At 59.5% G+C, this 24,788-nt stretch carries 17 protein-coding genes; 12 read left to right on the forward strand and 5 right to left on the reverse strand.

Annotated elements, in window-relative coordinates; all coding sequences use genetic code 11:
* Nucleotide 1: 1 nt before the first annotated feature.
* Complete coding sequence (locus FJU08_RS19340; RefSeq protein ID WP_235890837.1) at nt 2–1,015, reverse strand: ABC transporter permease; 1,014 nt, start codon at nt 1,013–1,015, stop codon at nt 2–4.
* Nucleotides 1,012–2,607, reverse strand: a complete 1,596-nt coding sequence (locus FJU08_RS19345; RefSeq protein WP_141150692.1) for an ABC transporter substrate-binding protein — start codon at nt 2,605–2,607, stop codon at nt 1,012–1,014. The genes FJU08_RS19340 and FJU08_RS19345 overlap by 4 nt, the downstream gene beginning before the upstream one ends.
* A 245-nt stretch (nt 2,608–2,852) precedes the next feature.
* On the opposite strand from FJU08_RS19345, the gene FJU08_RS19350 reads away from it, so the two are divergent.
* Together FJU08_RS19350 and FJU08_RS19355 are read left to right on the forward strand one after the other, a co-directional pair.
* Nucleotides 2,853–3,893 (forward strand): dipeptidase, encoded by a 1,041-nt coding sequence (locus tag FJU08_RS19350; RefSeq protein WP_141150693.1) that lies wholly within the window; start codon nt 2,853–2,855, stop codon nt 3,891–3,893.
* 90 nt (nt 3,894–3,983) lie between these two features.
* Nucleotides 3,984–5,108 carry a mandelate racemase/muconate lactonizing enzyme family protein gene (locus tag FJU08_RS19355; protein ID WP_141150694.1) on the forward strand — a complete coding sequence of 375 codons (1,125 nt, stop codon included), beginning with the start codon at nt 3,984–3,986 and terminating at the stop codon, nt 5,106–5,108.
* Nucleotides 5,109–5,235: 127 nt separating this feature from the next.
* Here the strand turns inward: FJU08_RS19355 and FJU08_RS19360 are convergent, their stop codons facing one another.
* Both FJU08_RS19360 and FJU08_RS19365 read right to left on the reverse strand, forming a co-directional pair.
* Nucleotides 5,236–6,780 carry a hydantoinase/oxoprolinase N-terminal domain-containing protein gene (locus tag FJU08_RS19360; protein ID WP_141150695.1) on the reverse strand — a complete coding sequence of 515 codons (1,545 nt, stop codon included), beginning with the start codon at nt 6,778–6,780 and terminating at the stop codon, nt 5,236–5,238.
* Nucleotides 6,777–7,856, reverse strand: coding sequence for a DUF917 domain-containing protein (locus FJU08_RS19365; RefSeq protein ID WP_141150696.1), 1,080 nt, complete (start codon nt 7,854–7,856; stop codon nt 6,777–6,779). Before FJU08_RS19365 ends, FJU08_RS19360 begins: the two co-directional genes overlap by 4 nt.
* A gap of 139 nt (nt 7,857–7,995) precedes the next feature.
* Here FJU08_RS19365 and FJU08_RS19370 point away from each other — a divergent pair, with 139 nt between their 5' ends.
* The 6 genes from FJU08_RS19370 (at nt 7,996) to FJU08_RS19395 (ending at nt 15,071) form a co-directional block, all read left to right on the forward strand.
* Nucleotides 7,996–8,946 carry an AroM family protein gene (locus FJU08_RS19370; RefSeq protein WP_141150697.1) on the forward strand — a complete coding sequence of 317 codons (951 nt, stop codon included), beginning with the start codon at nt 7,996–7,998 and terminating at the stop codon, nt 8,944–8,946.
* Nucleotides 8,947–9,122: 176 nt separating this feature from the next.
* Complete coding sequence (locus tag FJU08_RS19375) at nt 9,123–9,800, forward strand: AroM family protein (RefSeq protein ID WP_181409934.1); 678 nt, start codon at nt 9,123–9,125, stop codon at nt 9,798–9,800.
* Between the two features lie 50 nt (nt 9,801–9,850).
* Complete coding sequence (locus tag FJU08_RS19380; RefSeq protein ID WP_141150699.1) at nt 9,851–11,455, forward strand: ABC transporter substrate-binding protein; 1,605 nt, start codon at nt 9,851–9,853, stop codon at nt 11,453–11,455.
* Nucleotides 11,456–11,503: 48 nt separating this feature from the next.
* A complete protein-coding gene (locus FJU08_RS19385; RefSeq protein WP_235890838.1) occupies nt 11,504–12,529 on the forward strand; it encodes an ABC transporter permease in 1,026 nt (341 codons plus the stop codon).
* Nucleotides 12,526–13,440: an ABC transporter permease gene (locus FJU08_RS19390; protein WP_141150700.1), complete on the forward strand. Its 915-nt coding sequence runs from the start codon at nt 12,526–12,528 to the stop codon at nt 13,438–13,440. Before FJU08_RS19385 ends, FJU08_RS19390 begins: the two co-directional genes overlap by 4 nt.
* Entirely contained in the window at nt 13,437–15,071 is a 1,635-nt protein-coding gene (locus tag FJU08_RS19395; protein WP_141150701.1) for an ABC transporter ATP-binding protein, read from the forward strand. Before FJU08_RS19390 ends, FJU08_RS19395 begins: the two co-directional genes overlap by 4 nt.
* Nucleotides 15,072–15,092: 21 nt before the next feature.
* Here the strand turns inward: FJU08_RS19395 and FJU08_RS19400 are convergent, their stop codons facing one another.
* The gene (locus FJU08_RS19400) at nt 15,093–15,908 is read right to left on the reverse strand and encodes a class I SAM-dependent methyltransferase (RefSeq protein WP_141150702.1); all 816 of its coding nucleotides are present in this window, start codon (nt 15,906–15,908) and stop codon (nt 15,093–15,095) included.
* Between the two features lie 114 nt (nt 15,909–16,022).
* On the opposite strand from FJU08_RS19400, the gene FJU08_RS19405 reads away from it, so the two are divergent.
* The 4 genes from FJU08_RS19405 to FJU08_RS19420 all read left to right on the forward strand — a co-directional run.
* Nucleotides 16,023–17,156, forward strand: coding sequence for an ABC transporter substrate-binding protein (locus tag FJU08_RS19405; RefSeq protein ID WP_141150703.1), 1,134 nt, complete (start codon nt 16,023–16,025; stop codon nt 17,154–17,156).
* Between the two features lie 2 nt (nt 17,157–17,158).
* Complete coding sequence (locus FJU08_RS19410; RefSeq protein ID WP_141150704.1) at nt 17,159–18,229, forward strand: FecCD family ABC transporter permease; 1,071 nt, start codon at nt 17,159–17,161, stop codon at nt 18,227–18,229.
* On the forward strand, nt 18,223–18,975 hold the full coding sequence (locus FJU08_RS19415) for an ABC transporter ATP-binding protein (protein WP_141150705.1): 753 nt from the start codon (nt 18,223–18,225) through the stop codon (nt 18,973–18,975). The genes FJU08_RS19410 and FJU08_RS19415 overlap by 7 nt, the downstream gene beginning before the upstream one ends.
* Before the next feature lie 391 nt (nt 18,976–19,366).
* Nucleotides 19,367–24,788 (forward strand): beta strand repeat-containing protein (locus tag FJU08_RS19420; RefSeq protein ID WP_141150706.1); only part of this gene is annotated, 5,422 nt, incomplete at its 3' end.

Here is a 24,788-nt window from a genome sequence, read left to right on the forward strand (position 1 = left end):
GTCAGCGAACCCGTGGATCGAACAGGCGGTAGAGAAGATCGGCCAGAAGATTGAGCCCGACATAGATGACACCGATGAGCAGCGTCGCGCCCACAACCGGGTTCATGTCGGCGTTTAGAAGCGCCGTGGTCAGATACTGGCCGAGGCCGGGCCAGGCAAACACCGTCTCGGTGACGACAGCACCTTCCAGCAGTCCGGCATAGGTGAGCGCCAGCACGGTGACCAGCTGCACCGCGACCGTCGGGAAGGCATGCGACCAGATAACCGAGCGAAGCGGCAACCCCTTGGCACGGGCGGTAATGACGAATTCACCTTTGAGCGCGTCGATCATGAAAGCGCGTGTCATACGGGCGATATAGGCCATCGAGAAATAGGCAAGAATGCAGACCGGCTGCGTCAGATGCGCAACGGCGTCCCAGAAGGCACCGGTATCGCCGGCAAGCAGCGAATCGATCGTCAGGAGACCGGTTTTGACCGGAACCATGCCATCATAGATGATGCCCTGACGGCCCGGACCGGGGGTGAGCCCCAGAGCCTTGTAGAAGACGATCAACGAAATCAACGCCAGCAGGAAGACCGGAATGGAATGACCGGCAAAGCAGACAATGCGGATGACCTGATCGGTGACGGAGCCCTGACGCACGGCAGCCCAAACACCGAGCGGAATACCGATAATCATCGACAGGATGAGCGCATAGGTCGCCAGTTCGAAGGTTGCCGGGAAATAATGGCCGATGTCGTAGGTGACCGGATTTTTGGTCAGGATCGACATGCCGAGATCACCATGCAGCAGCTGCCAGATATAATCGGCGAACTGCACCGGAAGGGGCTTGTCCAGCCCCATGGCGATCCGGGTCTGCTCGACCACGGATTGCGGTGCGTTGTCGCCAACGGCGGCAATGACCGGATCGACCGGCATGACCCGGCCGATCAGGAAGGTAACGACCGTCAGCCCGAACAGCGTCACGAGGACGCTGCCCAGGGTGCCGGAAAAGCCCTTCAGAAAACCCTTCACGACTTGGTGGTCTCCTCATAGCTATTCGAGGAGGAGAAGACCTGAAGGCGGAAGCCGTCGATACCGGTGCGGCAAACGGCCGTATCGGTCTTCTGGAACATGAAGGCGAAGGGGCTGTTATCCATGTAGTCCTTCTGCAGGGCTTCATAGAGTTCCAGACGCTTTGCCGGGTCCTTCTCGTCACGCGCGGCCTTGGCGCGCGCGGCGAAATCGGCATTCTGGAAATGCGAACGCCAGATGAACGGCCGGTCCTTGGCGTCATCGGCATTGTCTTCATTGATGCAGAAGACTTCCGCATTCGAGTTCGGATCGAAATAATCCGTCCCCCAGGACGACATCGCCATTTCGTGCTGGCGGGCACGCATCTTGGTCAGAACCTGACGGTTCTCACCGGCCATGAGGTTTACCTTGATGCCGATTTCGGCAAGGCTTGCCTGAACCGCCTGGGCGATATCCGGATAGGGCTGGTTCGAATAGTGATCGAGGGTGATCTCGAAACCATCGGCAAGTCCGGCTTCAGCCATCAGCGCCTTGGCCTTGTCGATATCCTTGTGGAACGGCGTATCGGTGACAGCGCCAGGAATGCCCGAAGGCTCGAAGCTCTGATGCACCGCATAGGTCATCGGCACGATATTCTTCTGCATGCCGTCATAGTCCAGCGCCCATTTGATCGCCTGCCAGACTTCGGGCTTGGCCAGATATTCATTGTTCTGGTTGAGCGAGATCAGCATCAGCGATGCGATTTCCTGGCGGATCGTATTGAAGCCGTCAACGCCTTCAACCTGCTTGAGCTGTTCTGTCGTCAGGTTGCGGGCAATATCGGCATCGCCCTTCTGCAGCATCAAAAGCTGCGACGACGGATCGGCGACGTGGCGCAGCACGATGCGCTGGAGATTGCCCTTGTACGGGCCATGCGGGTTGACCGTCAGGCCAATGGTCTCGCTCGGCTTCCAGGCCTGCAGCACGAAGGGGCCGGAGCCGGCACTGTTCTTGTTGAGCCAGGTCTTGCCCATGTCATCGCCTTCGACATGCGCTTCAACGACAGCCTTTTCGACGATCGCGCCGACGCTGGCCGACAAGCAGTAGAGCAGGAAGGAAATCGCAGTCGGCTCGGCCGTGGTCAGGGTGACGGTCTTGTCATCGACGGCAACGATAGCCTGATCGACATTTTCAGGCGTGAAGCCGAACTGGCCGATGATGAAAGCGGCACCGCCATTGATCTTGATGGCGCGCTGCAGCGAATAGGCGACGTCTTCGGCCGTGACCGGATTGCCCGATGCAAAGCTTGCCTCAGCCAGCTTGAAGGTGAACACCTTGCCGCTGTCATCAACGCTCCAGCTTGCAGCCAGAACCGGCTGAATTTTCGACGGATCGTCCGGATCGGGAACAATCAGATTTTCATAGAGATTGGTGCAGACTTCACCGGCCAGCGCCTCGTAATTGGCATGCGGATCAAGGGTGGTGATGTTGTCGAGCTGCTGGGCGACGACCAGAATATCCTTCGGCGTATCGGCGAAAGCCTTGGTAAGGTCGAGGTAAGATAAAACAGGCACAACGGCGCTGCCGATCAGGAGTTGTCGTCTGGAAATCATCTGTCTTGTTCCCTTTCAATCCGGTATTGCCGGTTGCAAAAATGCGGCCCAAACTGGCTGCATATTTTTTTGGCAAACGGTCAGACATGCTGTTATCAGGGCAAGACAGGACTGACCAATTCCGTTTTTTGCAGGGCCTATGCAGGCTTTGCATTTGTTCTCCACCAAGCCGGAGCCCATAAAGGAACATCCTCCGTGCACTTCGCATTCCCGGCATTTCCGGCAAAACTCTCAGGACAATATCCATGCCTCCCTTCTCCGATACGCCTGTTTTCGACGGCCACAATGACGTCCTTCTGCGCTTGCGCCGCGCAGGCAAGCCGGATCCGGCGAAAGCCTTTCTGGATGGGGAAAATGAAGGCCACATCGACCTGCCGCGGGCCCGCGAGGGCGGTTTTGCCGGCGGGCTTTGCGCGCTCTATATCCCGTCCCCGAGCTATGAGAAGGATGCCAATGGCAACGTCCCGGCACCCGCCCAACCCGATGCGCTGAACGAAACCATGGCCATGGCGCGGCTACTGTTTGAGATCGAACGGCGATCGGCAGGTGATGTGACGGTCTGTCGCACGGCAGCCGATATCCGCAATGCGATTGCCAAAGGTTCCTTTGCTGCTGTTTTCCACATCGAAGGCGCCGAAGCGATCGGCGCGGACCTCGATGCGCTCTACGTTCTGCATCAGGCGGGGCTGCGCACGCTTGGCCCGGTCTGGAGCCGTCCCAACATCTTCGCCTTCGGCGTACCCTTCCGCTTTCCCTCAAGCCCCGATATTGGTCCGGGCCTCACCGATACCGGCAAGGCGCTGATCCGCGCCTGCAACGCGCTGAAGATCATGGTCGACCTGTCGCATATGAATGAGAAGGGCTTCTGGGATATCGCCGCAATTTCCGACGCGCCGCTGGTTGCGTCCCACTCCAATGTTCAGGCGCTGTGCCAGCACTCGCGCAATGCCACCGACCGCCAGCTTGATGCGATCGGCGAAACCAACGGGCTGATCGGCATTAATTTCGGCGTTCTCTTCCTCAACAAGGATGGTGTCAAGGATCCCTCGATCGGCGTTGAACCGCTGATCGACCATATCGATTATGTCGCCAACCGGATTGGCATTGACCATATCGCCCTCGGTTCGGATTTCGACGGCACCACGATTGCCACAGAGCTGAAGGATTGCCGTGGCGTGCGTCTGATCGTCAAAGCCCTGAAAGCCCGCGGCTATGATGATGCCGCGATCGCCAAGGTTACCCATGAGAACTGGATTCGCGTTCTCGGCGCGACATGGGGCGCCTAAGCTGGCTCCGACCTGCCTTGGCAGCCCGCAGAGGCTGCTCTAGAAAGGTGGAGACGCGCCGCCGCGCCCGGGATTTGCGAGGCCTCCCCGATGCAGCACAAAATTAGAAAACTGGACGTTCATCTTGTTTCTACGCCGATACGCGGCGGCTTTTCCGATGCCACGCGCAAAGTCGAAACGATCGGCTTCCTGATCGTGCGGGTGACGACTGATCAGGGGCTGGAAGGCCTTGGCGTGACCTATCACGAGGTCGGCGGCGAGGCAACGGCCGAGCTGATAAGGCGCAGCATGGCGCCACGGCTGATCGGCCGCGATCCCTTTGATACGGAGGTGATCTGGAGTGAATTCTTCCATTATCTGCGCGGCGTCGGCCGCAAGGGACTGACCTATTGCGCGCTCAGCGCCATCGATATCGCACTCTGGGATCTGAAAGGCAAAATCGTCGATCTGCCGATCTACAGACTTATCGGCGGCGGTCGCACAAAAGTTCCCGTCTATGCCAGCGGCGGCTGGACCTCCTATTCCGACGATGAATTGCTGGAAGAGGTGACCGGCATGGTCGGGCGCGGATTTCGCGCCGTGAAATTCAAGGTCGGCAGTGACGGCGGCACCAATCCGCGCCGCGACGCCGAGCGCGTGCGCAAGGTCCGCGAGGCGGTCGGCCCGGATATCGCATTGATGGTCGATGCCAACAATGCCTTTGACGCGGCAACGGCCGTGCAACTGGCCAACCGCATCCGCGACTATGACATCACGCTGTTTGAAGAACCCGTCTTCGCTGATGACATGCCCGGCCTTCAGAGGTTCAAACGCGGCACGGATATCCCGCTGGCAACAGGCGAGCACGAATATCTGAAGTTCGGCGTTCGCGACCTGCTCCTCCATCAAGCAGCGGACATCATTCAGGTCGATGGCACGCGGGCCGGCGGTTACACCGAGATGATCAAATGCGCGGCACTCACCCAGGCCTGGAATGTGAGATTTGCACCACATGCGATGGAAAACATCCATCTGCAGCTGGCCGCAGCAATTCCTAATACGCTGTTTCTCGAGCGCCTGCTTATGTTTGAGGATCTGACCGCCAATGTCTTCGACAATGCACCCGTGCCGATCGATGGTTTCATGCATGTCCCCGATCTTCCGGGGCTCGGCCTGACGCTCAATATGGACTTCATCCGGGCCCACGATGAAACCAGCCCGGCCTCGCATATGTGAGGATGCGGCGTGCCGAAGGGCTGATCACGCCAGCGCGGCGCAAAATGTCGGCACCGGTACGCACCGTGAGCCCCATGAACAAAGGCTGGTTCGACCGCTCGGTTGAACCAGCCTTTGTCGTCCCGTTTCAGCGCTGGACGCGGGCGATATCACCAACGACACGGACGCGGACACGGCGTGCGCCGCCCGGCAGATAGGCGATCGGAATATCCTCGGCATCCAGAACCTTGATCGTGTCATCTTTCGCACCGGAGGCTACGGCACGCTCGCAGGCCAGACGTCTGGCCTCATCAAGGGCTTCATCGCGGCTCATGTCGGAGAAAACCTGATCAACCTCGCCGGAAACCTGCGCCATGGCGGCGCCGAGCGCATTGGCGACACCGGCATGCTCCACCTTGACGACCTCACTGATGCCCCTGATCGTTTCAGGGATCAGGAAGGCACCGCCGCCTACGGCAATGAGCTTCACCCCATCCGAAGATGTCTTCATCCGGTCAACGCCATCCTCGACCATATGGCCGATCCGCGCCAGCGTGTCGGCGACAAAACGCTTGTCGAGATGGCCCACGCGATCGCGGTCACCGATTTCGACAAGACCGGCGGCAACGGCGATATCGGTTGTCGTCAACGTATCACCACCGAAGACCAGCGCCTTTTCGGTAATGCGATAGCCGACCGAGCGTGGGCCGATCGTGCCGCTTTCCGGATCGATGATCGTGCCGCCGCCGAGTGCCATGGGAAGAAGATCAGGCATGCGGAACAATGTGCGCACACCGCCGACCTCGACAACATTGTTGGCCTCGCGCGGGAAACCGCCAACCAGGCAACCGATATCGCTGGTGGTGCCGCCAACATCGACGACCATGGCTTCACTCAACCCGGTCAGGCTTGCCGCCCCGCGCATGGAATTGGTCGGGCCGGAGGCAAAGCTATAGACCGGGTTGGCGGCCGCCACCGCCGCCAGCACAACGGTGCCGTCATTCTGGGTCAGGTAGAAGGGCGCATCGATACCAGCCTCCTTCAACGCCACGCCGAAAGCGCTGACAGTATTCTGACCAAGCCCCTGAAGGGCGGCATTCAGCAGCGTCACATTCTCACGCTCCAGCATGCCGATCCGACCGAGTGTATTGGAAAGCGTAATGCGTGCGTCTGGAATTACACTGCGGACGATCTCGGCGGCAAGGCGCTCGCATTCGTCGGTCAACGGCGAGAACAAGGCGGTAATACCGATTGCGGTGATACCGGCATCGCGGATCTTCATCGCGGCGTCACGCACGGCATCGCCATCAAACGGCACCAGTTCGCAGCCGTCATATTCATGACCGCCCGCCACCATGAAGGACAGCGGGTTGACCTCGTTCCTGAGATCGGCAGGCCAGTCGATCATCGGCGGCAGCGATGCACCGGCGGGCAGTGCAATGCGGATCGCACCAACGCGCTCAAGCCGGGCCCGTTCGACCACGGCATTGGTGAAATGCGTAGTACCGATCATCACCGCATCCACGGGTGCAGCGCCGGCCGCTTCACCGGCCATGACCGCACTGATGGCATCAACGACCCCTTTCATGACATCGGCGGTCGTCGGAAACTTGACGGCGGCCAGAACCGCATCGCCATCAATCAGGACAGCATCCGTATTGGTGCCGCCAACGTCAATTCCTATGCGTTTCATTCTGCAAAAACCGATTTATAGTCAATATCATAACCAAAGGCCCGCGGCCCCACATGGGCAATGCCCTTTTCTGTGGTGAGGACGGCTGGCGCGGGCAGTGCAATGGCGGTAACACGCTGGCCGTAGCGGACGGTTTCTGTGCCGATCGCCTCGCCGGAAACGCTGTCGAGAAGGCAGATCAGATCAGGCGTCATGGCGATGGGGGTGCCATCACGGAAAGCAACCGCCCACTCGTTCTGGAAGGCGAGTTCGAGGCTGGCACCGCTATCTTCATCAAGGCCGTCGATCTTCGCGACACCGCGCAAAAAGCCGCCGGTGGTGGTGCGGTCAATATCGCTGACCTTGCCCCGGAACAGCACCTTGCCGCCTTCATGGTCGATGACGGCCGCGACCGGATCCGCATGCGCCCGGCGCGCATCCTCAACCGCCCGCCCCAGCGCGATGGCCTTGGTCACGGTGTGAAGAACACCCCATTCCTTGACTTCCTTGCCGGTGCGTGGCGCTTTGCAGGTTGCAGCCGTAGAGCCGACCTCAGTGCAGATCTTGCGGGAAATCCGCTCCATCCATTTCCAGGACGCGGCCTTGGCGACGATCGCCTCGTTCTCCCGGCAATCAACCAGCGTCAGCGGATACATGGTCAGATCGCCGATGGCAAAACTGGTCATCTGCGCTTCGGGATAGGCGCGACCCATGGCATCGGCATCAAGAACCGGAATATCGAGCATGGCACCAGCGAGGAACGGCGACAGCGCGTTGCCGCCGCCAATTTCGACGCTCATCACCGCACGGAACTTGCGGCCGATATAGGCTTCCATCAGTTGAACCGCCCGGGCGAGATGGGCCGGATCGACCAGCCGTTCCTGGCCCACAAGCGGCGCCCCCATTTTCGAGACCACGGCAACGGCATCGTCGTCGCCAAGCGCCAACGGGTCGAGAAGCTGGCAACGCTTGCCATCCTCATACAGTTTCTTGAGATTAAGCTTGGCGAGATAGGGACTGCCACCACCACCCGTGCCGAGAATCCAGGCGCCGGTTGCCAGGGCATCAATCTCTCCCTGTTCAAATTCACGGATCATTCTTACCTCCGAAGATTGGACAGAAGCCTAACTTCTGAGTAGTTTTACGCCTATAAGGGATTGCACCTATTCGGGCACTGCCTATTTTTAAGGCACGCTAAAAGGCGTCAATCGAAACCGTTCACGGTGGGATTCTTTCTTGCAGACTTCGGACACTTCAGACCATGACGGTCATTCCACAGAAGATACGCAACGCATCATGTTCGTCAGCGTCGGACAGTCGCCCCGCACAGAACTGATCGAAAGCGTCATTCGCGATCTCGGCATGAGAATCGAAGCGCTGGAAGTCGGTGCGCTGGACGGCCTTACCGACACGGAAATCGATGATTTTCGGCCGCTTGCAGGCGAACCGCGCATCGTCTCATCGCTGCGAAACGGCGACAGCATTGTCCTGTCGAAGCCGCGGATTGCCGACCGGATGGCACGGATTGTCGCCGGTTTCAGGCCGGGCGAATATGATCTTGTCGTCATTCTCACGACAGGCCTGTTCCGCGATTTCCAGAGCACCTGCCCGACGGTGAATACCCAGCGCGCCATGGAATCAACGGTCATCTCACTGGCCTCGCAGGGCGATGCGCTGGGCCTGATCCAGCCGCTTGAAGACCAGGTCGATGAACTTGACATTCCGGCGCTTGGCCTGTTCCAGATCACCGCCAGCTATGCCCGCACGGGGGACCGCAATTCGCTCGCAAGCGCGCTTCTCGACCTTGCGGAATGTGACATTATCGTCCTCAATTCAGTGGGTTTTGATGAACAGGACCGCCAGACCGTGGCGAAGGTCAGCGGCAAGCCGGTCATTCTGGCGCGCCGGCTTGTGGCTGGCGCTATCCGACTGCTTATCAGTCGTGCCCACTCCCCGGCACCACCGGACGCATCGCCGGATTTTTCCAAGAAGCTGATGCGCCTGACCCCGCGGGAAAAACAGGTTCTGTCACTGGTGGTCGAGGGGCTGTCAAACAAGGCGGTTGCCCGACAGCTCGGCATCAGCCCGAAGACGGTGGAAATCCATCGCGCCAATGTCATGAACAAGATGGAAACCCCTTCCATCGGCGCACTGATCCGCCTTGTGGTATCGACCGGCTACTTCTGACTTCAACGAACCGTTTGCCCAACATGCAGGCGGAAAAACCCGAAAAAGCCCGATTCTTGGGCGCCGTCTTTTTCACGCAAAACAGTAAAACTAGGGAACTTCCCTGATAGAAGGCGTCACCGCCATGACGTTAGGCTGATCTCCGTTCGCGTTTGAAAAAGATCGGGGAAACGACAGTGAAGACAGCGCGCCTTGCATTCGTCACCATAGGCCAGACGCCACGCAGCGATCTCGTTCCGGAGATGATGGCCGAGATCACCGCCGGGCGTGATGATTGCCCGCCTGAAGCCATCGAATTCGGCGTACTGGACGGGCTGGAAGGCGCGGCCCTCGACGCCATGCGCGCAATGCCCGGCGAACATTCCTTCGCCACGCGACTGCGCGACGGAACCGAAATTGTCACGTCACAGGCCCGCACGGAAGAACGGCTGAACCAGCTTCTCAAAGAAATCGATACGCAGAAATTCGACCTGATCGTTCTGCTTTGCACCGGCACGAAGATCGAACCACTGTCCCACACACTCGTTATCGAGGCTCAGCGGGTCGTCGACGCGACCGTTGAGGCTCTCGCGCAGTCGGCCCGCCATCTCGGCGTCATTCTGCCGCTTGAACGCCAGGTTGCCGATTTTGCCGAACGACATGTCTTCTCGCGCGACGCACAGGCTGTGGCCGCCTCGCCCTATGCCGGAGGCGACATGGCGGCGCAGGCGGCAAAGCTTGAAGGCTGCGACCTGATCGTCATGCATTGCATGGGCTACTCCGCAGCCATGCTGAAAGAGGTCCGTGAAACGACAGCCACATCCGTGCTGCTGTCACGCCGGATTGTTGCAGGCGTCGTTCGCCAAATGATTTAAGCCGGCAAACCGGCCCCCATTCAACAAGGCAAAAACAAAGAGGGAATGAAATGAAAAGACGCAGTTTGTTAAAGGGCACGGCCCTTGGCCTGATTGCCGCCACACTTGCCGGCGGCGATTTCCTGATCAGCCCCGCCGAGGCGTTTGAGCGCACCGATGCTGGCAATGTCATCGTTTTCGGCGGCCGCCAGGCAATCCCGGTTCTCGATCCGCATATCCGTTATGACTGGTCGACGCGCATGATCCAGCAGGCGGTCTATGACGCACTGGTCAAATATGAGGGCGATCCGGCCGAGGTGAAGCCTTGGCTCGCGGAAAGCTGGGATGTCAGCGAAGATGGCAAGACCTGGACCTTCCATCTGGTCAAGGATGCCAAATTCCACAATGGCGACCCGGTAACGGCTGAAGCTGTTCAATATTCCTTCGTGCGCGGCCTGGAACTCAACAAGGGCGTCGCCTGGATGCTCAAGGACTTCCTGAAGCCGGAAGGCGTCCGCGTTGTTGATGACTACACGATCGCCTTCGATCTCGATAAGCCCTATTCGCCTTTCCTGTCCTTCCTGCCCTGGTGGTATGTCGTCAATCCCGCCCAGGTGAAAGAACATGAGGTTGACGGCGATTATGGCCAGAAGTGGCTGACCGATAACGAAGCCGGGTCCGGCCCCTTCACGCTTGGCCGCTGGGAACCCAATGTTCTCTACGAGGTCAATTCCGTCGAAGACTACTGGAAGGGCTGGCCGCAGGGCGAAAACCGCCCCGCCGGCGTCATCTACCGCATCATCCGCGAACCCGCAGCCCAGAAGGCAGCACTGCAGCGCGGCGAGGCCGATATTGTCGAGGGCCTGACCTCGGACGATTACGTCCAGATCGCCAATGCCCAGGGCATTGTCGTCGAAGACCACAAGGGCATGACCACCTTCGGCATCAAGTTCAACAACCAGAAGGGTCCGACCGCTGATATCAACCTGCGCAAGGCGATCGCCTATGCCCTGGATTATGATGCGCTGGTGCAGATCTATAACGGCGCGGCAACGCTTGAGACGAGCCCGCTGCCCGGTGCGATGAAGGGCCATATCGATGTGCCCGGCATTCCGCGCCAGGATCTCGCCAAGGCCAAGGAATATCTGGCCAAATCGGCCTATCCCGATGGCGGCATCACCCTTGATTACGTCCATGTGGCCGGGCTCGAAGAAGCGCGCCGCATCGGCCTTGTGCTGCTCGACAATCTCAAGGCGCTCAATATCGACGTCAACATCAAGCCGGAACAGTGGCCGAACATGGTCGCCGCCGGTGCCTCGATCGACACCACGCCCGACATGACCTCGATCTATGCAACGCCGATCTCGACCGATCCCGATTCCGTCGCCTACATGTACCACAAGGACAGCTGGGACAAGTATTACGGCATTGCCCATTATGAGAACCCGGAAGTCTGGGCGATGATCGACGAGGCCCGGGCAGAAACCGACTGGGACAAGCGCGCCGCCCTTTATGCCAAGATCCAGACGCAGATCGTCGCCGATCAGCCGGAAGTCTTCGGCATGCTGCAGAACCGTCGCTGGGCGCGACGCGACTATCTGCAGGGCTTTACCTTCAGCCCGGTCCGCTTTACCGGCGAAGTCGATCTTTATCCGCTGTGGATCAAGACCGAATAGTCTTCACCGTCAACCTGCTCCGGCCGGGCCCTGCCTGACCGGAGCATCATGCCCCGGACGACCATGATCTCCTTTCTGCTCCGCAAAATCACTGCACTCGTCGGCACGATGATCGGCATCGCGATGCTGACTTTCGTGATCACCAATATCGCGCCGGGTGATCCGGCACGCCTGGTGGCCGGCCCCAATGCCACGCCGGATATGGTGGAAACCATCCGTGTGGAAAACGGGCTCGACAAGCCGTTGGCAGAGCAGTTCGTCATCTATATGCGCAATCTCGCCACCGGTGATCTTGGCACATCGATCGTGTCCACCCGTCCGGTGCTCGATGAATTGCTGCGCTATGCACCGGCCACCATTGAACTGGTTCTGGTTTCGATGACGCTTGGTATTGTCGTCGGCGTACCGCTCGGCATGCTGTCGGCGGTCTACAAGGATAGCCCCTTCGACCATGCGGTGCGGATCTTCTCGATTTCCGGCGTGGCGCTGCCCGCCTTCTGGTTCGGCATTCTGCTGCAGCTGTTCTTCTCCGTCGATCTTGCCTGGCTGCCGGTCTCCGGCCGGCTTCCACTTGTCACCCGCCCCCCCGATACCGTAACGGGACTGCTGCTCGTCGACAGTTTGCTTCAGGGACAATGGTCGACCTTCGGCAAGGCCTTCTCGCATATCATTCTGCCCGCCGTGGTTTTGTCTTTTCCCTGCCTTGCCTCCATTCTCCGGGTCAATCGCGCTGAAATGATCGAGGTGCTGCAGTCGGATTATATCGTTGCCGCGCGCGCCCATGGCATCGCCAGAACGCGGGTGATCGCCGTTTATGCGCTGAAAAACGCCCTGCTGCCGACCCTTGCCATCATCGGCCTGCGTTTCGGCTGGATGCTGGGTTCGACCGTGCTGGTTGAAACCGTCTTCGACTGGCCGGGCATTGGCCTTTACGCTGTCTCCTCGGCGCTTTCGTCCGATTTCAAGCCCGTGATTGGCGTCACGCTGCTGATCGGCTTCTTCTTCATCGTCACCAACATGCTTGTCGATCTCGCCTATGTCTGGATCGACCCGCGCCTGAGGAAAAATCGATGAGCGACGTCAACGGGAATCTTCCGCAGGCTCTGTCCTTCCGTGAACGCCATGCCAGCGCGATCCGTCAGTGGCGGCTCTATGTGTTCATGTTCAAGAACAGCTTCTCCTCCATGCTCGGTCTGTTCCTGGTGGTGCTGTTTCTGCTGCTGGCAGCGATCGGACCATGGATCGTTCCCTATCCGGAAGATACGCTTGGCGCGGTCAATATGGGCCAGCGCCTGTTGCCGCCCTCCCTCACCCATCTGTTTGGCACGGACGAAATGGGGGCCGACATCTTCTCGCGGGTGATCGTCGGTGCCCGCACCTCGCTGTGGATCGGCATTGTCATCACCGGCATCGCGGCGCTGATCGGCGTGCCGCTCGGCATCATTGCCGGCTATCGCGGCGGGATTGTCCGTGCGGCAATCATGCGTGTCACCGAACTGTTTCTGGCCGTACCGGGGCTTGCGCTCGCCCTTGCCATTGTTGCATCGCTCGGCGCCGGCATCACCAACTGCGTCATTGCCCTGTCGCTGGTCTGGTGGCCCGGCTATGTCCGGCTGGTGGAATCAAAGACGCTGGCCGTCAAGGAAGAGCTGTTCATTGAATCGGCCCGTTCGATCGGCGCGAAAACGCCCTGGCTGCTTTGGCATCATGTTCTGCCCAACTGCCTGTCACCAATCATCGTCAAGATGAGCATGGATATGGGCATGGCCATTCTTGCTGCGGCCTCCCTCGGCTTCATCGGCCTTGGCGCACCGCCACCGGCACCGGAATGGGGGGCGATGATCTCCATTGGCCGCAGCTATATGCCGGACTGGTGGTGGTATTCCTTCTTTCCGGGCATGGCGATTTTCCTCACCGTTCTAGGGTTCAATCTGCTCGGAGACGGCCTTCGCGACATTCTCGACCCCAGGAGCCGTGAACGATGACCGACCTGCTCTCCATCCGCGATTTCACGCTCGATATCGAAACATTCGACGGCGTCGTCCATGTCCTGAAAAACATCGGCCTTTCCGTCAAGCGCGGTGAGACAATCGGCATCGTCGGCGAAAGCGGCTCCGGCAAGACGGTGCTGGTCCGTTCGATCATGGGGATCGGCCCACGCCAATCGCGCCATGTCAACGGCACGATCACTTTTGACGGCACAGAGCTGACCGGCCTTACCGACAAGGACTGGAAGGGCATTCGCGGGATCCGCATCTCGATGATCTTTCAGGATCCGATGACCTATCTGAACCCGCTTTTCACCATCGCCACCCAGGTCGGTGATGTGATCGCGGCCCATCACAAGGCTGCGGGCGATGGTGTTCCCCCACGCCAGGCGAGGCTGCAACGCGTCGTCGAACTGCTCGATCAGGTTGGCATTCACGATCCCGCCCGCGTTGCCCGGCAATATCCGCATGAATTGTCCGGCGGCATGCGCCAGCGTGTGCTCATTGCCATGGCGCTTGCTGGCAAGCCTGACCTGCTGATTGCCGATGAGCCGACGACCGCACTGGACGTGACGGTTCAGGCGCAGGTTCTGGAACTGATCAAATCACTGGTTCAAAAGCTCAACCTGACGGTCATCATGATCAGCCACGATATCGGTGCGATCGCCATGGTGGCGGAACGCTGTGCCGTCATGTACAAGGGCGAGATCGTCGAACAGGGTCTGACGGCAGATATCCTTCGCAATCCGCAACAGGATTATACACGCCGCCTTCTCGCCGCCGTGCCCGATATTGATGAGGCGCCAGCCGCAGATACCGGCCAACGGCAAAACCAGCCCGTTCTGGTCGAAGTGGCCAACCTGAGCAAGACCTACGGCACCGGCAGCAAGACCGTCACGAAAGCCGTCGACGATGTCAGTTTCAAGATTCACAAAGGCGATATTCTCGGCATTGTCGGTGAAAGCGGTTCCGGCAAGTCGACCGTTGCGCGGATGATCCTGCGGCTGATCGAGCCAACGTCGGGTGACGTCATTTTTGACGGCATCAACCTTGCGGGCCTGACCGCAGGCGCTCTGCGAAAAAAGCGGCAGGACATGCAGCTGGTGTTCCAGAACCCACATTCCGCACTCGACGGACGGCACACGATCGGCGATGCAATCGCTGAGCCGATGCGTCTGCAGACACGTATGGGCCGAGGCGAGATCGACCGTCGGGTCGAAGAGCTTCTCGACATTGTGCAATTGCCGAAACTGTTCAAATATCGCTATCCGCACGAACTGTCCGGCGGCCAGAAGCAACGCGTCTGCATTGCCCGCGCTGTCGCTCTCAACCCGAAGCTTCTCGTGCTGGACGAGCCGACATCGGCGCTTGATGTTTCGGTTCAGGCACAGGTCCTCGATTTTCTCCGAACATTGCGCGAGGAGCTCGACCTGACCTATGTCTTCATCTCCCACGACCTTGCTGTCATCCGCCAGGTTTGCAACAGGGCGCTGGTGATGAAGCGCGGCAAAATCGTTGAACAGGGGCCCACCGAGCAGCTGTTTCTTGATCCGAGCCACGATTACACGCGCGCGCTGATCAACAGTGGCCGACAGACCTCTCCGGCGGCGCTGCGAAACCGGGTGTAGCCGGCCCTTCAGCCGCCGCCCTCAATTTGGCGCTGACGGCGGCTGGTCCGGCTTGGTGACACAGATCGCAAAGCGCTCCTGCGTCATCCGCTCAAGCGCTTTCCAGAACGGCATTTTGCGGGCCTGCGCGAAGTGAATGCGCCCCAAGGACCGGTCAATGACCGGATCGGTAAAGCCAGCTTCGACAAGCAGGCCAACCACGGCTTCAGCGGGCATGGCGTCGCTGAAATAGACATTCTCCCGGATGCGTTTGTGGCGCTCGGCCATATCCGGAGACAGATGTGCGCCGCGATTGTCGCCCTGCCGCCCAAGAAGACGATCACAGAACTGATGAAGGTGACCTGCCCAACTTTTGTGCCCCATATTGCCGTCAACGATGAGCAGCCTGCCGCCGGGCTTCAGCAGCGCAAACCATTCGGCGAAACAGGCTTTCGGGTCAACCAGCGTCCACACCAGATGACGATTGGTGATGACGTCATAGCTTTCGCGCGGCTCCATGGTGTTTTCCGCATCGCGCATGATGAAGCGAATATCGCTCCCCCGTATTTTTGCCTTGCTGCGGGCCCGCTCCAGCATCGCCTCGGACCAGTCGGCACCGGTGACGGCAAAATCAAGATCGTGAAGAAGATGCGAAATGACGGCAGTCCCGCAGGCCAGATCCAGCGCCTGCCGGCCATTGCCATCGCCGAGATGTTTCGCGATCAACCGGTGCCAGCCCTTGCGCTCCGCATCAGAAAAAATTTCATGCCCGACACTGTCATCAAAGGTTGCGGCACGATTTGACCAGAAGTCGCGAATTTCATCACGAATGGAATAGTTTGGCTTCGCCGTGTCCACGTGTCTGTCCCTGTTCACTGTTAACCGTTTGGAATCACTCTAAAAGATTTAAGTTGATTCATTTACTCATGTTTTATAAGAGCGCCTCTGTATCAAATCTGGAGCAGGACGCCAATGAAAATTCACACGCTTTTTGCAGCCTCGGCATTGCTGCTTGCCACCATGAGCGGCCCGGTGCTGGCCGATCCCTTCACCGTGACGGATGTGGCTGGTCGCACGATCACCTTCGACAAGCCGGTTGAGCATGTCATTCTCGGTGAAGGGCGGATGATCTACGCCCTGGCTGCCATCGAAACGGACGATCCCTTCGCCAAAGTCGTGGCCTGGCGCAACGACCTGTGGAAGAACGACGCTGATGCCTATGATGCCTACGCAGCGCGTTTTCCCGAGGTCAAGGACCTGCCGATGCTGGGCCGCCTGACCGACGGCACGCTTCAGACCGAAACCCTGGTTGATCTGAAGCCCGACGCCGTGCTTCTGCCGATCGGAGACAGGAAGGCCGCCGATGAAGTCGGGCTTGAAGACATGCTCAACGCTGTGGGGGTAAAGCTCGTCTATATCGACTTCAGGGAGCATATTCTCGAAAATACCGAACCGAGCCTGCATATTCTGGGGCAGATGTTCGGCGATGTTGAACGTGCTGACCAGGTCGCGGCCTACTGGGATCAGCAAATGGCGCGGGTTAGCGATGTGCTTGCGACGGCGCAACCTGAAGAGCCCAAGGTCTTCATGTACCGGGCCGCTGGCTATTCCGATTGCTGCGGCACGTTCGGGCCGGATAATTTCGGGCTGATGGTCAAGCTTGCCGGCGGTCACAATATCGGCTCCGACTTCCTGCCGGGCTATACCGGTACGATCAACCCCGAACAGGTGATTGCCTCCGATCCCGATATTGTCGTCGCGACCGGTGCGAACTGGGGCCACAATGAAGGGATCTCAGGGTTTGTGAATGTCGGTCCCGGCGCCGCAGCCGTTGCCGATGACAGCCGCGCAGCCTTGGCCAAGCTGATGCTGGCCCCGGCCTTTACCGGAACAACTGCTGTGGCAGACAACAATGTCCACGCCATCTGGCATCAGTTCTATACCAGCCCCTATCAGTTCGTCGCCGTGCAGCGGCTGGCCAAGTGGTTCCACCCCGATCTCTTTGCCGATCTCGATCCGGATGCGACATTCCGCGAATTCAGTGAAACATTCCTGCCCATCCCTTACGCACCGGGCTACTGGGTGTCGCTCGACGGCAAGGATTGATCATGTCTGCTGCTGAGGCTATCGCAGACGCCGGTGAACGGGGGCGCGATCAATATCGCGCTCTCGCGCGCCGCAAGATGCTGATCCTTCTGGCGCTTTTCTCTGCGCTCTGCCTGTCCTTTGCTGTCGACCTCGCATTGGGGCCGGCATCCTATAGTCTCGACCAGGTGGTACGTGCGCTTTTTGAGCCATCATCCGTCTCGGATCAGGTCCGGGTCGTCGTCTGGGAAATCCGCATGCCGGTGGCGCTTATGGCCATCGTTGTCGGCGCCGCTTTATCGGCGGCAGGCGCACAGATGCAGACCATTCTCGCCAACCCGCTGGCGAGCCCCTTCACGCTCGGCATTTCGGCCGCCGCCAGCTTCGGCGCCGCTCTGGCCATCGTCATTGCCATTCCGCTGCTTCCGGTGCCTGAGGCCTTCATGGTTCCGGTCAACGCCTTCCTGATGGCGCTTCTGGCAACGCTGTTCATTCACTTCATTTCGCAGATGCGCGGTGTCACCGTGCAGACCATCGTGCTGCTTGGCATCGCGCTGGTTTTCACTTTCAACGCATTGCTTGCCTTCGTGCAGTATCTGGCCTCCGAACAGGCGCTGTCCTCCGTGGTATTCTGGACCATGGGCAGCCTGACCAAGGCGACCTGGCCGAAAATCTGGATCACGCTGGCCGTGCTCGTCATCGCCGTACCGCTTTTCGCCCGCAATGCCTGGGCCCTGACGGCCATTCGCCTCGGCGAGGACAAGGCAGCAAGCTTTGGCGTCAATGTGCGCCGGATCCGACTTGAAAGCATGCTTGTCATCGCCATTCTGGCGGCCGTTCCGGTCAGTTTCGTCGGCACGATCGGCTTCATCGGTCTGGTCGGACCACATATTGCCCGCATGATCCTTGGCGAAGACCAACGCTTCTTCCTGCCGGGCTCCATCCTGACAGGCGCCCTGCTGCTCTCGGTGACCTCGATCGTCGCGAAGATGATCGTGCCAGGCGTGGTCATCCCCATTGGCATCATCACCGCACTGGTCGGCGTACCGTTCTTCTTCTCCCTCATCCTGACCAATCTGAGGCGCGCATGGTAGAGCTCAGACTCGAGAATATTGGTGCGCGTTACGGCCATCGACTAGCGGTTTCCGGCATCACGACGCCACGCCTGAATGGCGGCGAAGTCGTCGCCGTTATCGGCCCCAATGCAGCAGGGAAATCGACCCTGTTTCGCCGGATAGCCGGCCTTCTTCACGGGCCGGGCGTCGTCCATCTTCACGGCTCTGGCAAGGGAAAGCGCACCATTGGCTACATGCCGCAGGATATCAGCGCCAATGCCGTCCTCACCGTCTACGAATCCATTCTGCTTGCCCGCAAACAGGGGCATGGATGGGCTGTTCATGATGAAGACCTTGCAATGATCGATGCGGTCATGACGTCGCTCGGCATTGACGATCTCGCCTTTCGCGAGCTTTCCGCACTCAGTGGCGGACAGCGCCAGCTTGTTTCCATTGCCCAGACACTGGCCCGCGAACCCGATATCCTGCTGATGGATGAGCCGACCAGTGCGCTAGATCTTCACCGTCAGATCGAAGTCCTGGAACTGGTGAGGACGGAGGCGAAAGCCCGCGGCATGCTGGTGATGATCGCCATTCACGATCTCAATCAGGCGTTGCATTTTGCCGACAAGGCACTGGTTATTGCCGGGGGCAAGATGCATGCCTGCGGCCGCGTAAGCGACGTCGTCACGGCAGACATGTTGCGCATGATCTACAAGGTCGAAGCGCGTATCGAGCGCTGTTCACACAATCTCAGCCACGTCATTGTCGATGGCAGATCGTGATAATAGGGCCTGAGCAAGGTTGGTGCGATATCCCGCAAGACGCAAAGCGCGACGCATCATATGCGCGCCATTTCGATCGCTGGACAATGCCTTGATGACATCACGGCTGATCGTCCCGCCACGAAAGCCATGTGATTTACCTTTATGAAAGCGCCGGAGACCGGCCAATCTCATTTGCCCCCCTCCAATCCACTAAATTAGAGAAAAAGACCTAGATAGATAACTGCATTATACATAAAGTTGGAGGCGTAGATCTTTCATTTAAAATCAAATTTCGAACCGCATAACTTTGAGACTTCTTATGAGCCTGCCCCATGACGATTCCGTTTTGCAATCGCAAGGCGTGTCCCGGAAAAACCAGAAACGCCGCTGTAAAAACAAAGGTTTAACAGTGAGAGCCAAATGGATCGCATCGTCGGTGCTGTTTCAGACGACGGCCTTGGCAGGCACGCTGGCAGGTGTTCCTCTGCCCTTTTACAATCGCGGTTTCTATTCAAGGGCCTATGCGGCTGCGACCTGCACGCCATCATCGACGTCGAATTACATCAACGATTCAAGCGCGATCAAATCCACGACATTTACCTGCACGATTTCGTCCAGTTCGACCATCACATCCCCCCAATACGCCTATGGCGGGGCAATGACATGGTACCAGAGCGATAGCAGTGATGTCGGCTATTATCCTTATTTCGATCCACCGACGAGCGGACAGCCTGGCCTCAACATATCCATCACCAACACGGCAGCGATCGACGTCAGCGAAGAGCAGACAGTTTCTGCCCTTATTTCCTTCTCGGCTTCCGATGGTACGAATTACTATTCGCAGAAGCAGTCAGATGCGCTGAGGGTTATTTCTTTCGGCAGCAATGTCGGTCTCGATAAGGGCCACTCGGGCGGTGACGGAGGCACAATCACGATCGTAAATTCCGGCAGCATTGTCAGCACGGTCGGCAATGGCATCTATGCCGTCAGTTCCGGTGGTTACCCCTATAACAATGCCGATGGCGGCTCTGCCGGCGCCATCACGATTACAGACAGCGGATCGGTCACGGCTGCCGGAACGGCAATCCTGGCAATCAGCCGCGGCGGCGCTTCGGCCGGCGGTGGAACCGGTGGCAGTGGTGGCGCAGTCACCATCACAATCTCCAGCGACGTCGACACGATCACCTCGACATCTGCAGGTGGTGGGATTTTTGCAGCCTCATATGGTGGCAACAACATCTACCTGAGCGAAAAGCGTGTCTATGGATATGAGGGCGAGTTGTACCAGAACTATGATCAGGGTGGTACAGGCGGGAATGCTGGCGACGTTTCCGTCACGCTCGGTTCCAGTACCAACGTGTTCAGCGGCTCGATCATCACAACAGCATCGACCTCGATTGCCAGTATATGGACCCAGACCGGGCGTGTCAGCGGCGCGGCGATTTCCGCAATCAGCTATGGCGGCTGGGGCAACATGATCCAGGCCTCTGGCACTGCCTTTGACGGAGGAGACGGTGGCGATGTCTATGTAACGGTCTACGGCGCCTCCACCACCACACTCAAGACGTCCGGCGACCATTCCGACGGCATTTTCGCGGCGAGCTATGGCGGTGCCAGCGTTTATGGCTATGGAAAAGGCAAGGCGGGCGGAACAGCCGGCAATGTGGCCGTGTCGCTGACCGGCGGCGGGACGATCTACACGGCGGGCGAGCATTCGAGCGGAATCGTTGCCATGTCGCTGGGCGGCGCCGGACAGGAAACGACCAAGGCCCAAAGCACCTCATCCAGTGGCGGTGTGGCGGGCGATGTCACCGTCAAGAATGATTTCGCCATTACGACGAAGGGCAGTTATTCAAACGGGATCGTGGCAATCTCCGCCGGATCGGGCGGTGGCCTTTATCAATGGAGCGGCGATGATGAATTCACCTGGGGCGATGTCAGCCTCGGCTCCAATACCAGCGGCAATGTCAGCGTCTATAACTATGCCTCGATCGTAACCTACGGCGTCGATTCCCATGGCATTGTCGCCATGTCGATCGGCGGCGGCGGCGGTATGCTGACCTCAACCTCGACGCTTTCCACAGACAGCTATGGCGTCCTGACCTCCAGTACAAGCGCCCAGACGCTTGGCGGATCGGCGCAATCCGCAGATGCCGCATCCGTCCTTGTCATCAACAAGGGATCGATCACCACCTATGGCGGCTATTCCTCCACGGATACGGATACCGATTCCAGCACCGATATCGGTGGCGGCATTGCGATCCTGGCCCAGTCAATCGGCGGCGGCGGCGGCAACAATGTCGGCAAGGGTGCCTCAGGCAATGTCGGCGGCAAGGGCGATGCCGACGGCGGGGGCGACGGCTCGGATGGTTCAACCGTCACGGTGAAGAACTATGCCACGCTGACGACCTATGGTTCGGAAGCCCACGGCATCGTGGCACAATCGATTGGCGGCGGTGGCGGTACCGGCCGCAACAACGTGGGTTTCGTCTATGCCGTTGGCGGTACGGGCGGTTCCGGCGGCGATGGCGGCACGGCAAAAGTCTACAATGAGTCTGATATCGTCACCTATGGCGACTATGCGTCCGGCATCATCATCCAGTCGATCGGCGGCGGCGGCGGCACGGGCGGCTCTGCCACGGCATGGTCTGTTTTCGGTGGCTCTTTGGCCATCGGCGGAAGCGGTGGATCCGGCGGCGATGGCGGCGACGCGATCTACGAGAAAAGCAGCAGCGGAACGGTCACGACATCGGGTGATGGCGCGACGGCTGTCATCGTGCAGTCAATCGGCGGCGGCGGCGGCACGGGCGGTGCAGCAAAATCAGAAACCTCCGCCCTTGCCTTTACCATGGCCGTTTCAATCGGCGGACAGGGTGGCAAAGGCGGTGATGGCGGAACCGCGACGGCCTATGCTGCGGGAACCATCAAGACCTCCGGGACGGACTCCACCGGCCTGCTGGTGCAGTCGATCGGCGGTGGCGGCGGCGATGGCGGAACGTCAACCGCAAGCGCGCTCGCGCTCGGCGTACCACTGGACAGCAGCGGCCACGCCTTTTCGCTGTCGATCACGAATTCCATCGGTGGTTATGCCGGCGAAGGCGGTGATGGCGGTGACGCCAAGGCCTGGGTGGAAAAAAGCGGCTCGATCGTGACAACGGGCGATGGTTCGAACGGCCTGGTGGTTCAATCCATCGGCGGCGGGGGCGGCAATGGCGGCGATGCCACGGCATCGTCTGCGACAGCGACAATCGCCAGCATCATGGCCAAACTTTCAGGCGACTGGGCCGAGATCAAGGAGGCAACCGCCGACAAGACCTTCACGCTGAAGGTTGACAGCACGGTTGGTGGAACAGGGGGCGATGGCGGAACCGGCGGCTACGCCTACGCCCATAATAAGGGTTACATCTATACCGGCGGAAATTTCGCCACCGGCATGCTTGTGCAATCGATTGGCGGCGGCGGCGGAACCGGCGGCAGTGGCGAGAGCGACACGATCGGCTTCTTCGAGGATTCGTCCGTTGCAATCTCCGTCAATCTTGGCGGCGGTGCCGGGTCTGGCGGCGATGGCGGAACGGCCAAGGCAGGGGTTGCCGATTCAGGCATCCTTGTTACCAAAGGCAACAACTCCAATGCCCTCGTCGTTCAGTCGATCGGCGGCGGCGGCGGTGTTGGCGGTGCCGGCGGCGGCGATATCGAGGCCGATACAACCGTCACGATCAGTGCCGGTGCGACCGGTGGCGACGGCGGCTACGGCGGCAAGGCCTATGCCTGGAACAATGGCAAGATTGTCACCTCGGGCGATGCCTCCAGCGGTGTCGTTGTCCAATCCCTCGGCGGCGGTGGCGGTATTGGCGGCTCCGGCACCAGTTCCGTTTCCCATTCGAACTCGATCGACGCCGAACTCAAGAAATTCGAGAACTACCACATCGCCCTCGTCTATGCCGGGACGGTGGAAACCAAGCTGTCGGGCACAGCGGCCGCATCCGGTGGCGACGGCGGCAATGGCGGCCTGGTGGTCTTCGGCACCAGGGTCAAGGGCACCTCCGATTATTCCTACGGCAGCATCACGACATCCGGCGCCCTTTCCCACGGCGTCGTTGCCCAGTCGATTGGCGCGGGCGGCGGCACCGTATCGCTCAGTTCGAACCAGACCACCACCGAGAATGTTCTCGTCAACAGCATAACGGTCGATGCCTCTATCACACTTGGCTCGTCAAGTTCAAAGACCGGAGGAACGGGCGGCGACGTCTATGCCTATGTCTCGAACATCTACACCTCGGGCTTCTCGTCGATTGGCGTGATCGCCCAGTCGATCGGCGGCGGCGGCGGTGTTGGCGTGATGAGCGGCTATGCGCCGACGTCACTTGCCGTGACACTGGGCTCAACCGAATCTGAAGCGGATGAAAGCTATGGCGGCAGTGTCCACGTCACGCTTCTCAAGAGCGAAACCATCACCACCAAGGGCGACAATTCAAGCGGCGTTATCGGCCAGTCCATCGGCGCTGGCGGCGGCCTCGCTATATCCGCGCTTGGCACATCGGCGACGGAAAATGACGACACGATCGCTGATGTGATTTCGGTGACACTTGGATCCAGTTCGCATCAGTCGAATTCCGATACGCTGAACGGCGCGACCGTCGACGTCACCAGCTATGGCGCAATCACCACCTATGGCACACGCGCCTTCGGCATTGTCGCCCAGTCGATCGGCGGCGGCGGCGGCATGCTTTCGGCCTCGAGCACCAGTATCGCCTCCGTCAGCTTTGAAACGTCACAGCATCGCGCTTCCAGCGATGATGTGACCGTCACGCTCAAGGATGGGGGAAGCATCTCCACCAGCGGCGATGGCGCTGCCGGCATCATTGCCCAGTCGGTCGCAGGCGGCGGTGGCTTTGCTGCCGATCTTTCGTCCGGCAGGCTCTATGCCTATTATGTCAGCAATTCCGACAGCAGCTACAGCTATGCCGGTGGCGATACCAATGGCACGTCCGGAACCGTCACCGTGTCGGTTGATGATGGCGCATCGATCTCGACGACCGGCGACTATGCCGACGGCATTATCGCCCAGTCGATCGCCGGTTCGGGCGGTATTTTCCAGAAGAACGGCAAGACCTATGCCGGTTCGCTTCACCGCAACAGCAGTTCGAATGCCGACGCCAGCATTGCCATAACCATCGATGGAACCGTCAAGGTAAAGTCGGACAATTCATGGGCCGTCTGGGCACAGACCCAGGATGGCGCCATTTCCGTGACGATCGGATCCACCGGTGTGATCAGCGGCAGCACCACATCGTCAGAAACCGGTGGCGCCATCTACGCGGCCCATGACACAGGCGGCACACTCACGCTCGACAATAGCGGAACGATTTCAGGCAATATCGTCACCAATGTCGCCGGAACCGTGACAAGCGCCGACAATTATGATGCGACCACCGTAGCCGACGGCGTTGTCTCGCTTTCAACAACAGCCGCCTCGGGCAGTTCGCTGCTGATCAACCGCGGCGTGGCGACGCTGATCACCGGCTCCATCGTCGGCCTCGATACGGTACTGAATTCCGGCATCATCAATCTCGGCGGTGAAGGCAATGTGATCCAGACGGTGTTCTCCGGTGATCTCGTCGGGATCGGCTCATCCGATTACGGCAGCACCTATGATGCAGAGACGCTCGGCCTTGAGGCAGCCTTTACCGCCTTCACCTATAACAGCCGCTCGACGGTGAAAAACTGGAGCACAGCGACGTCCAGCAGTGGCGGCCTGATCTCCGGCCTCGATGTCGACATGGAGGGCGGTACCGGTGACACGCTGGTGGTCGAAGGCGATTTCGCCGGCA

Source organism: Martelella alba, from assembly GCF_006516955.1.
GTDB classification, from domain to species: domain Bacteria; phylum Pseudomonadota; class Alphaproteobacteria; order Rhizobiales; family Rhizobiaceae; genus Martelella; species Martelella alba.

Coding starts and splice junctions, on each gene's coding strand:
- FJU08_RS19355 (WP_141150694.1), top strand. CDS start 3,984: ATGCAGCACAAAATTAGAAAACTGGACGTTCATCTTGTTTCTACGCCG.
- FJU08_RS19390 (WP_141150700.1), top strand. CDS start 12,526: ATGAGCGACGTCAACGGGAATCTTCCGCAGGCTCTGTCCTTCCGTGAA.
- FJU08_RS19380 (WP_141150699.1), top strand. CDS start 9,851: ATGAAAAGACGCAGTTTGTTAAAGGGCACGGCCCTTGGCCTGATTGCC.
- FJU08_RS19385 (WP_235890838.1), top strand. CDS start 11,504: ATGCCCCGGACGACCATGATCTCCTTTCTGCTCCGCAAAATCACTGCA.
- FJU08_RS19350 (WP_141150693.1), top strand. CDS start 2,853: ATGCCTCCCTTCTCCGATACGCCTGTTTTCGACGGCCACAATGACGTC.
- FJU08_RS19345 (WP_141150692.1), bottom strand. CDS start 2,607: ATGATTTCCAGACGACAACTCCTGATCGGCAGCGCCGTTGTGCCTGTT.
- FJU08_RS19365 (WP_141150696.1), bottom strand. CDS start 7,856: ATGATCCGTGAATTTGAACAGGGAGAGATTGATGCCCTGGCAACCGGC.
- FJU08_RS19410 (WP_141150704.1), top strand. CDS start 17,159: ATGTCTGCTGCTGAGGCTATCGCAGACGCCGGTGAACGGGGGCGCGAT.
- FJU08_RS19405 (WP_141150703.1), top strand. CDS start 16,023: ATGAAAATTCACACGCTTTTTGCAGCCTCGGCATTGCTGCTTGCCACC.
- FJU08_RS19360 (WP_141150695.1), bottom strand. CDS start 6,780: ATGAAACGCATAGGAATTGACGTTGGCGGCACCAATACGGATGCTGTC.
- FJU08_RS19395 (WP_141150701.1), top strand. CDS start 13,437: ATGACCGACCTGCTCTCCATCCGCGATTTCACGCTCGATATCGAAACA.
- FJU08_RS19415 (WP_141150705.1), top strand. CDS start 18,223: ATGGTAGAGCTCAGACTCGAGAATATTGGTGCGCGTTACGGCCATCGA.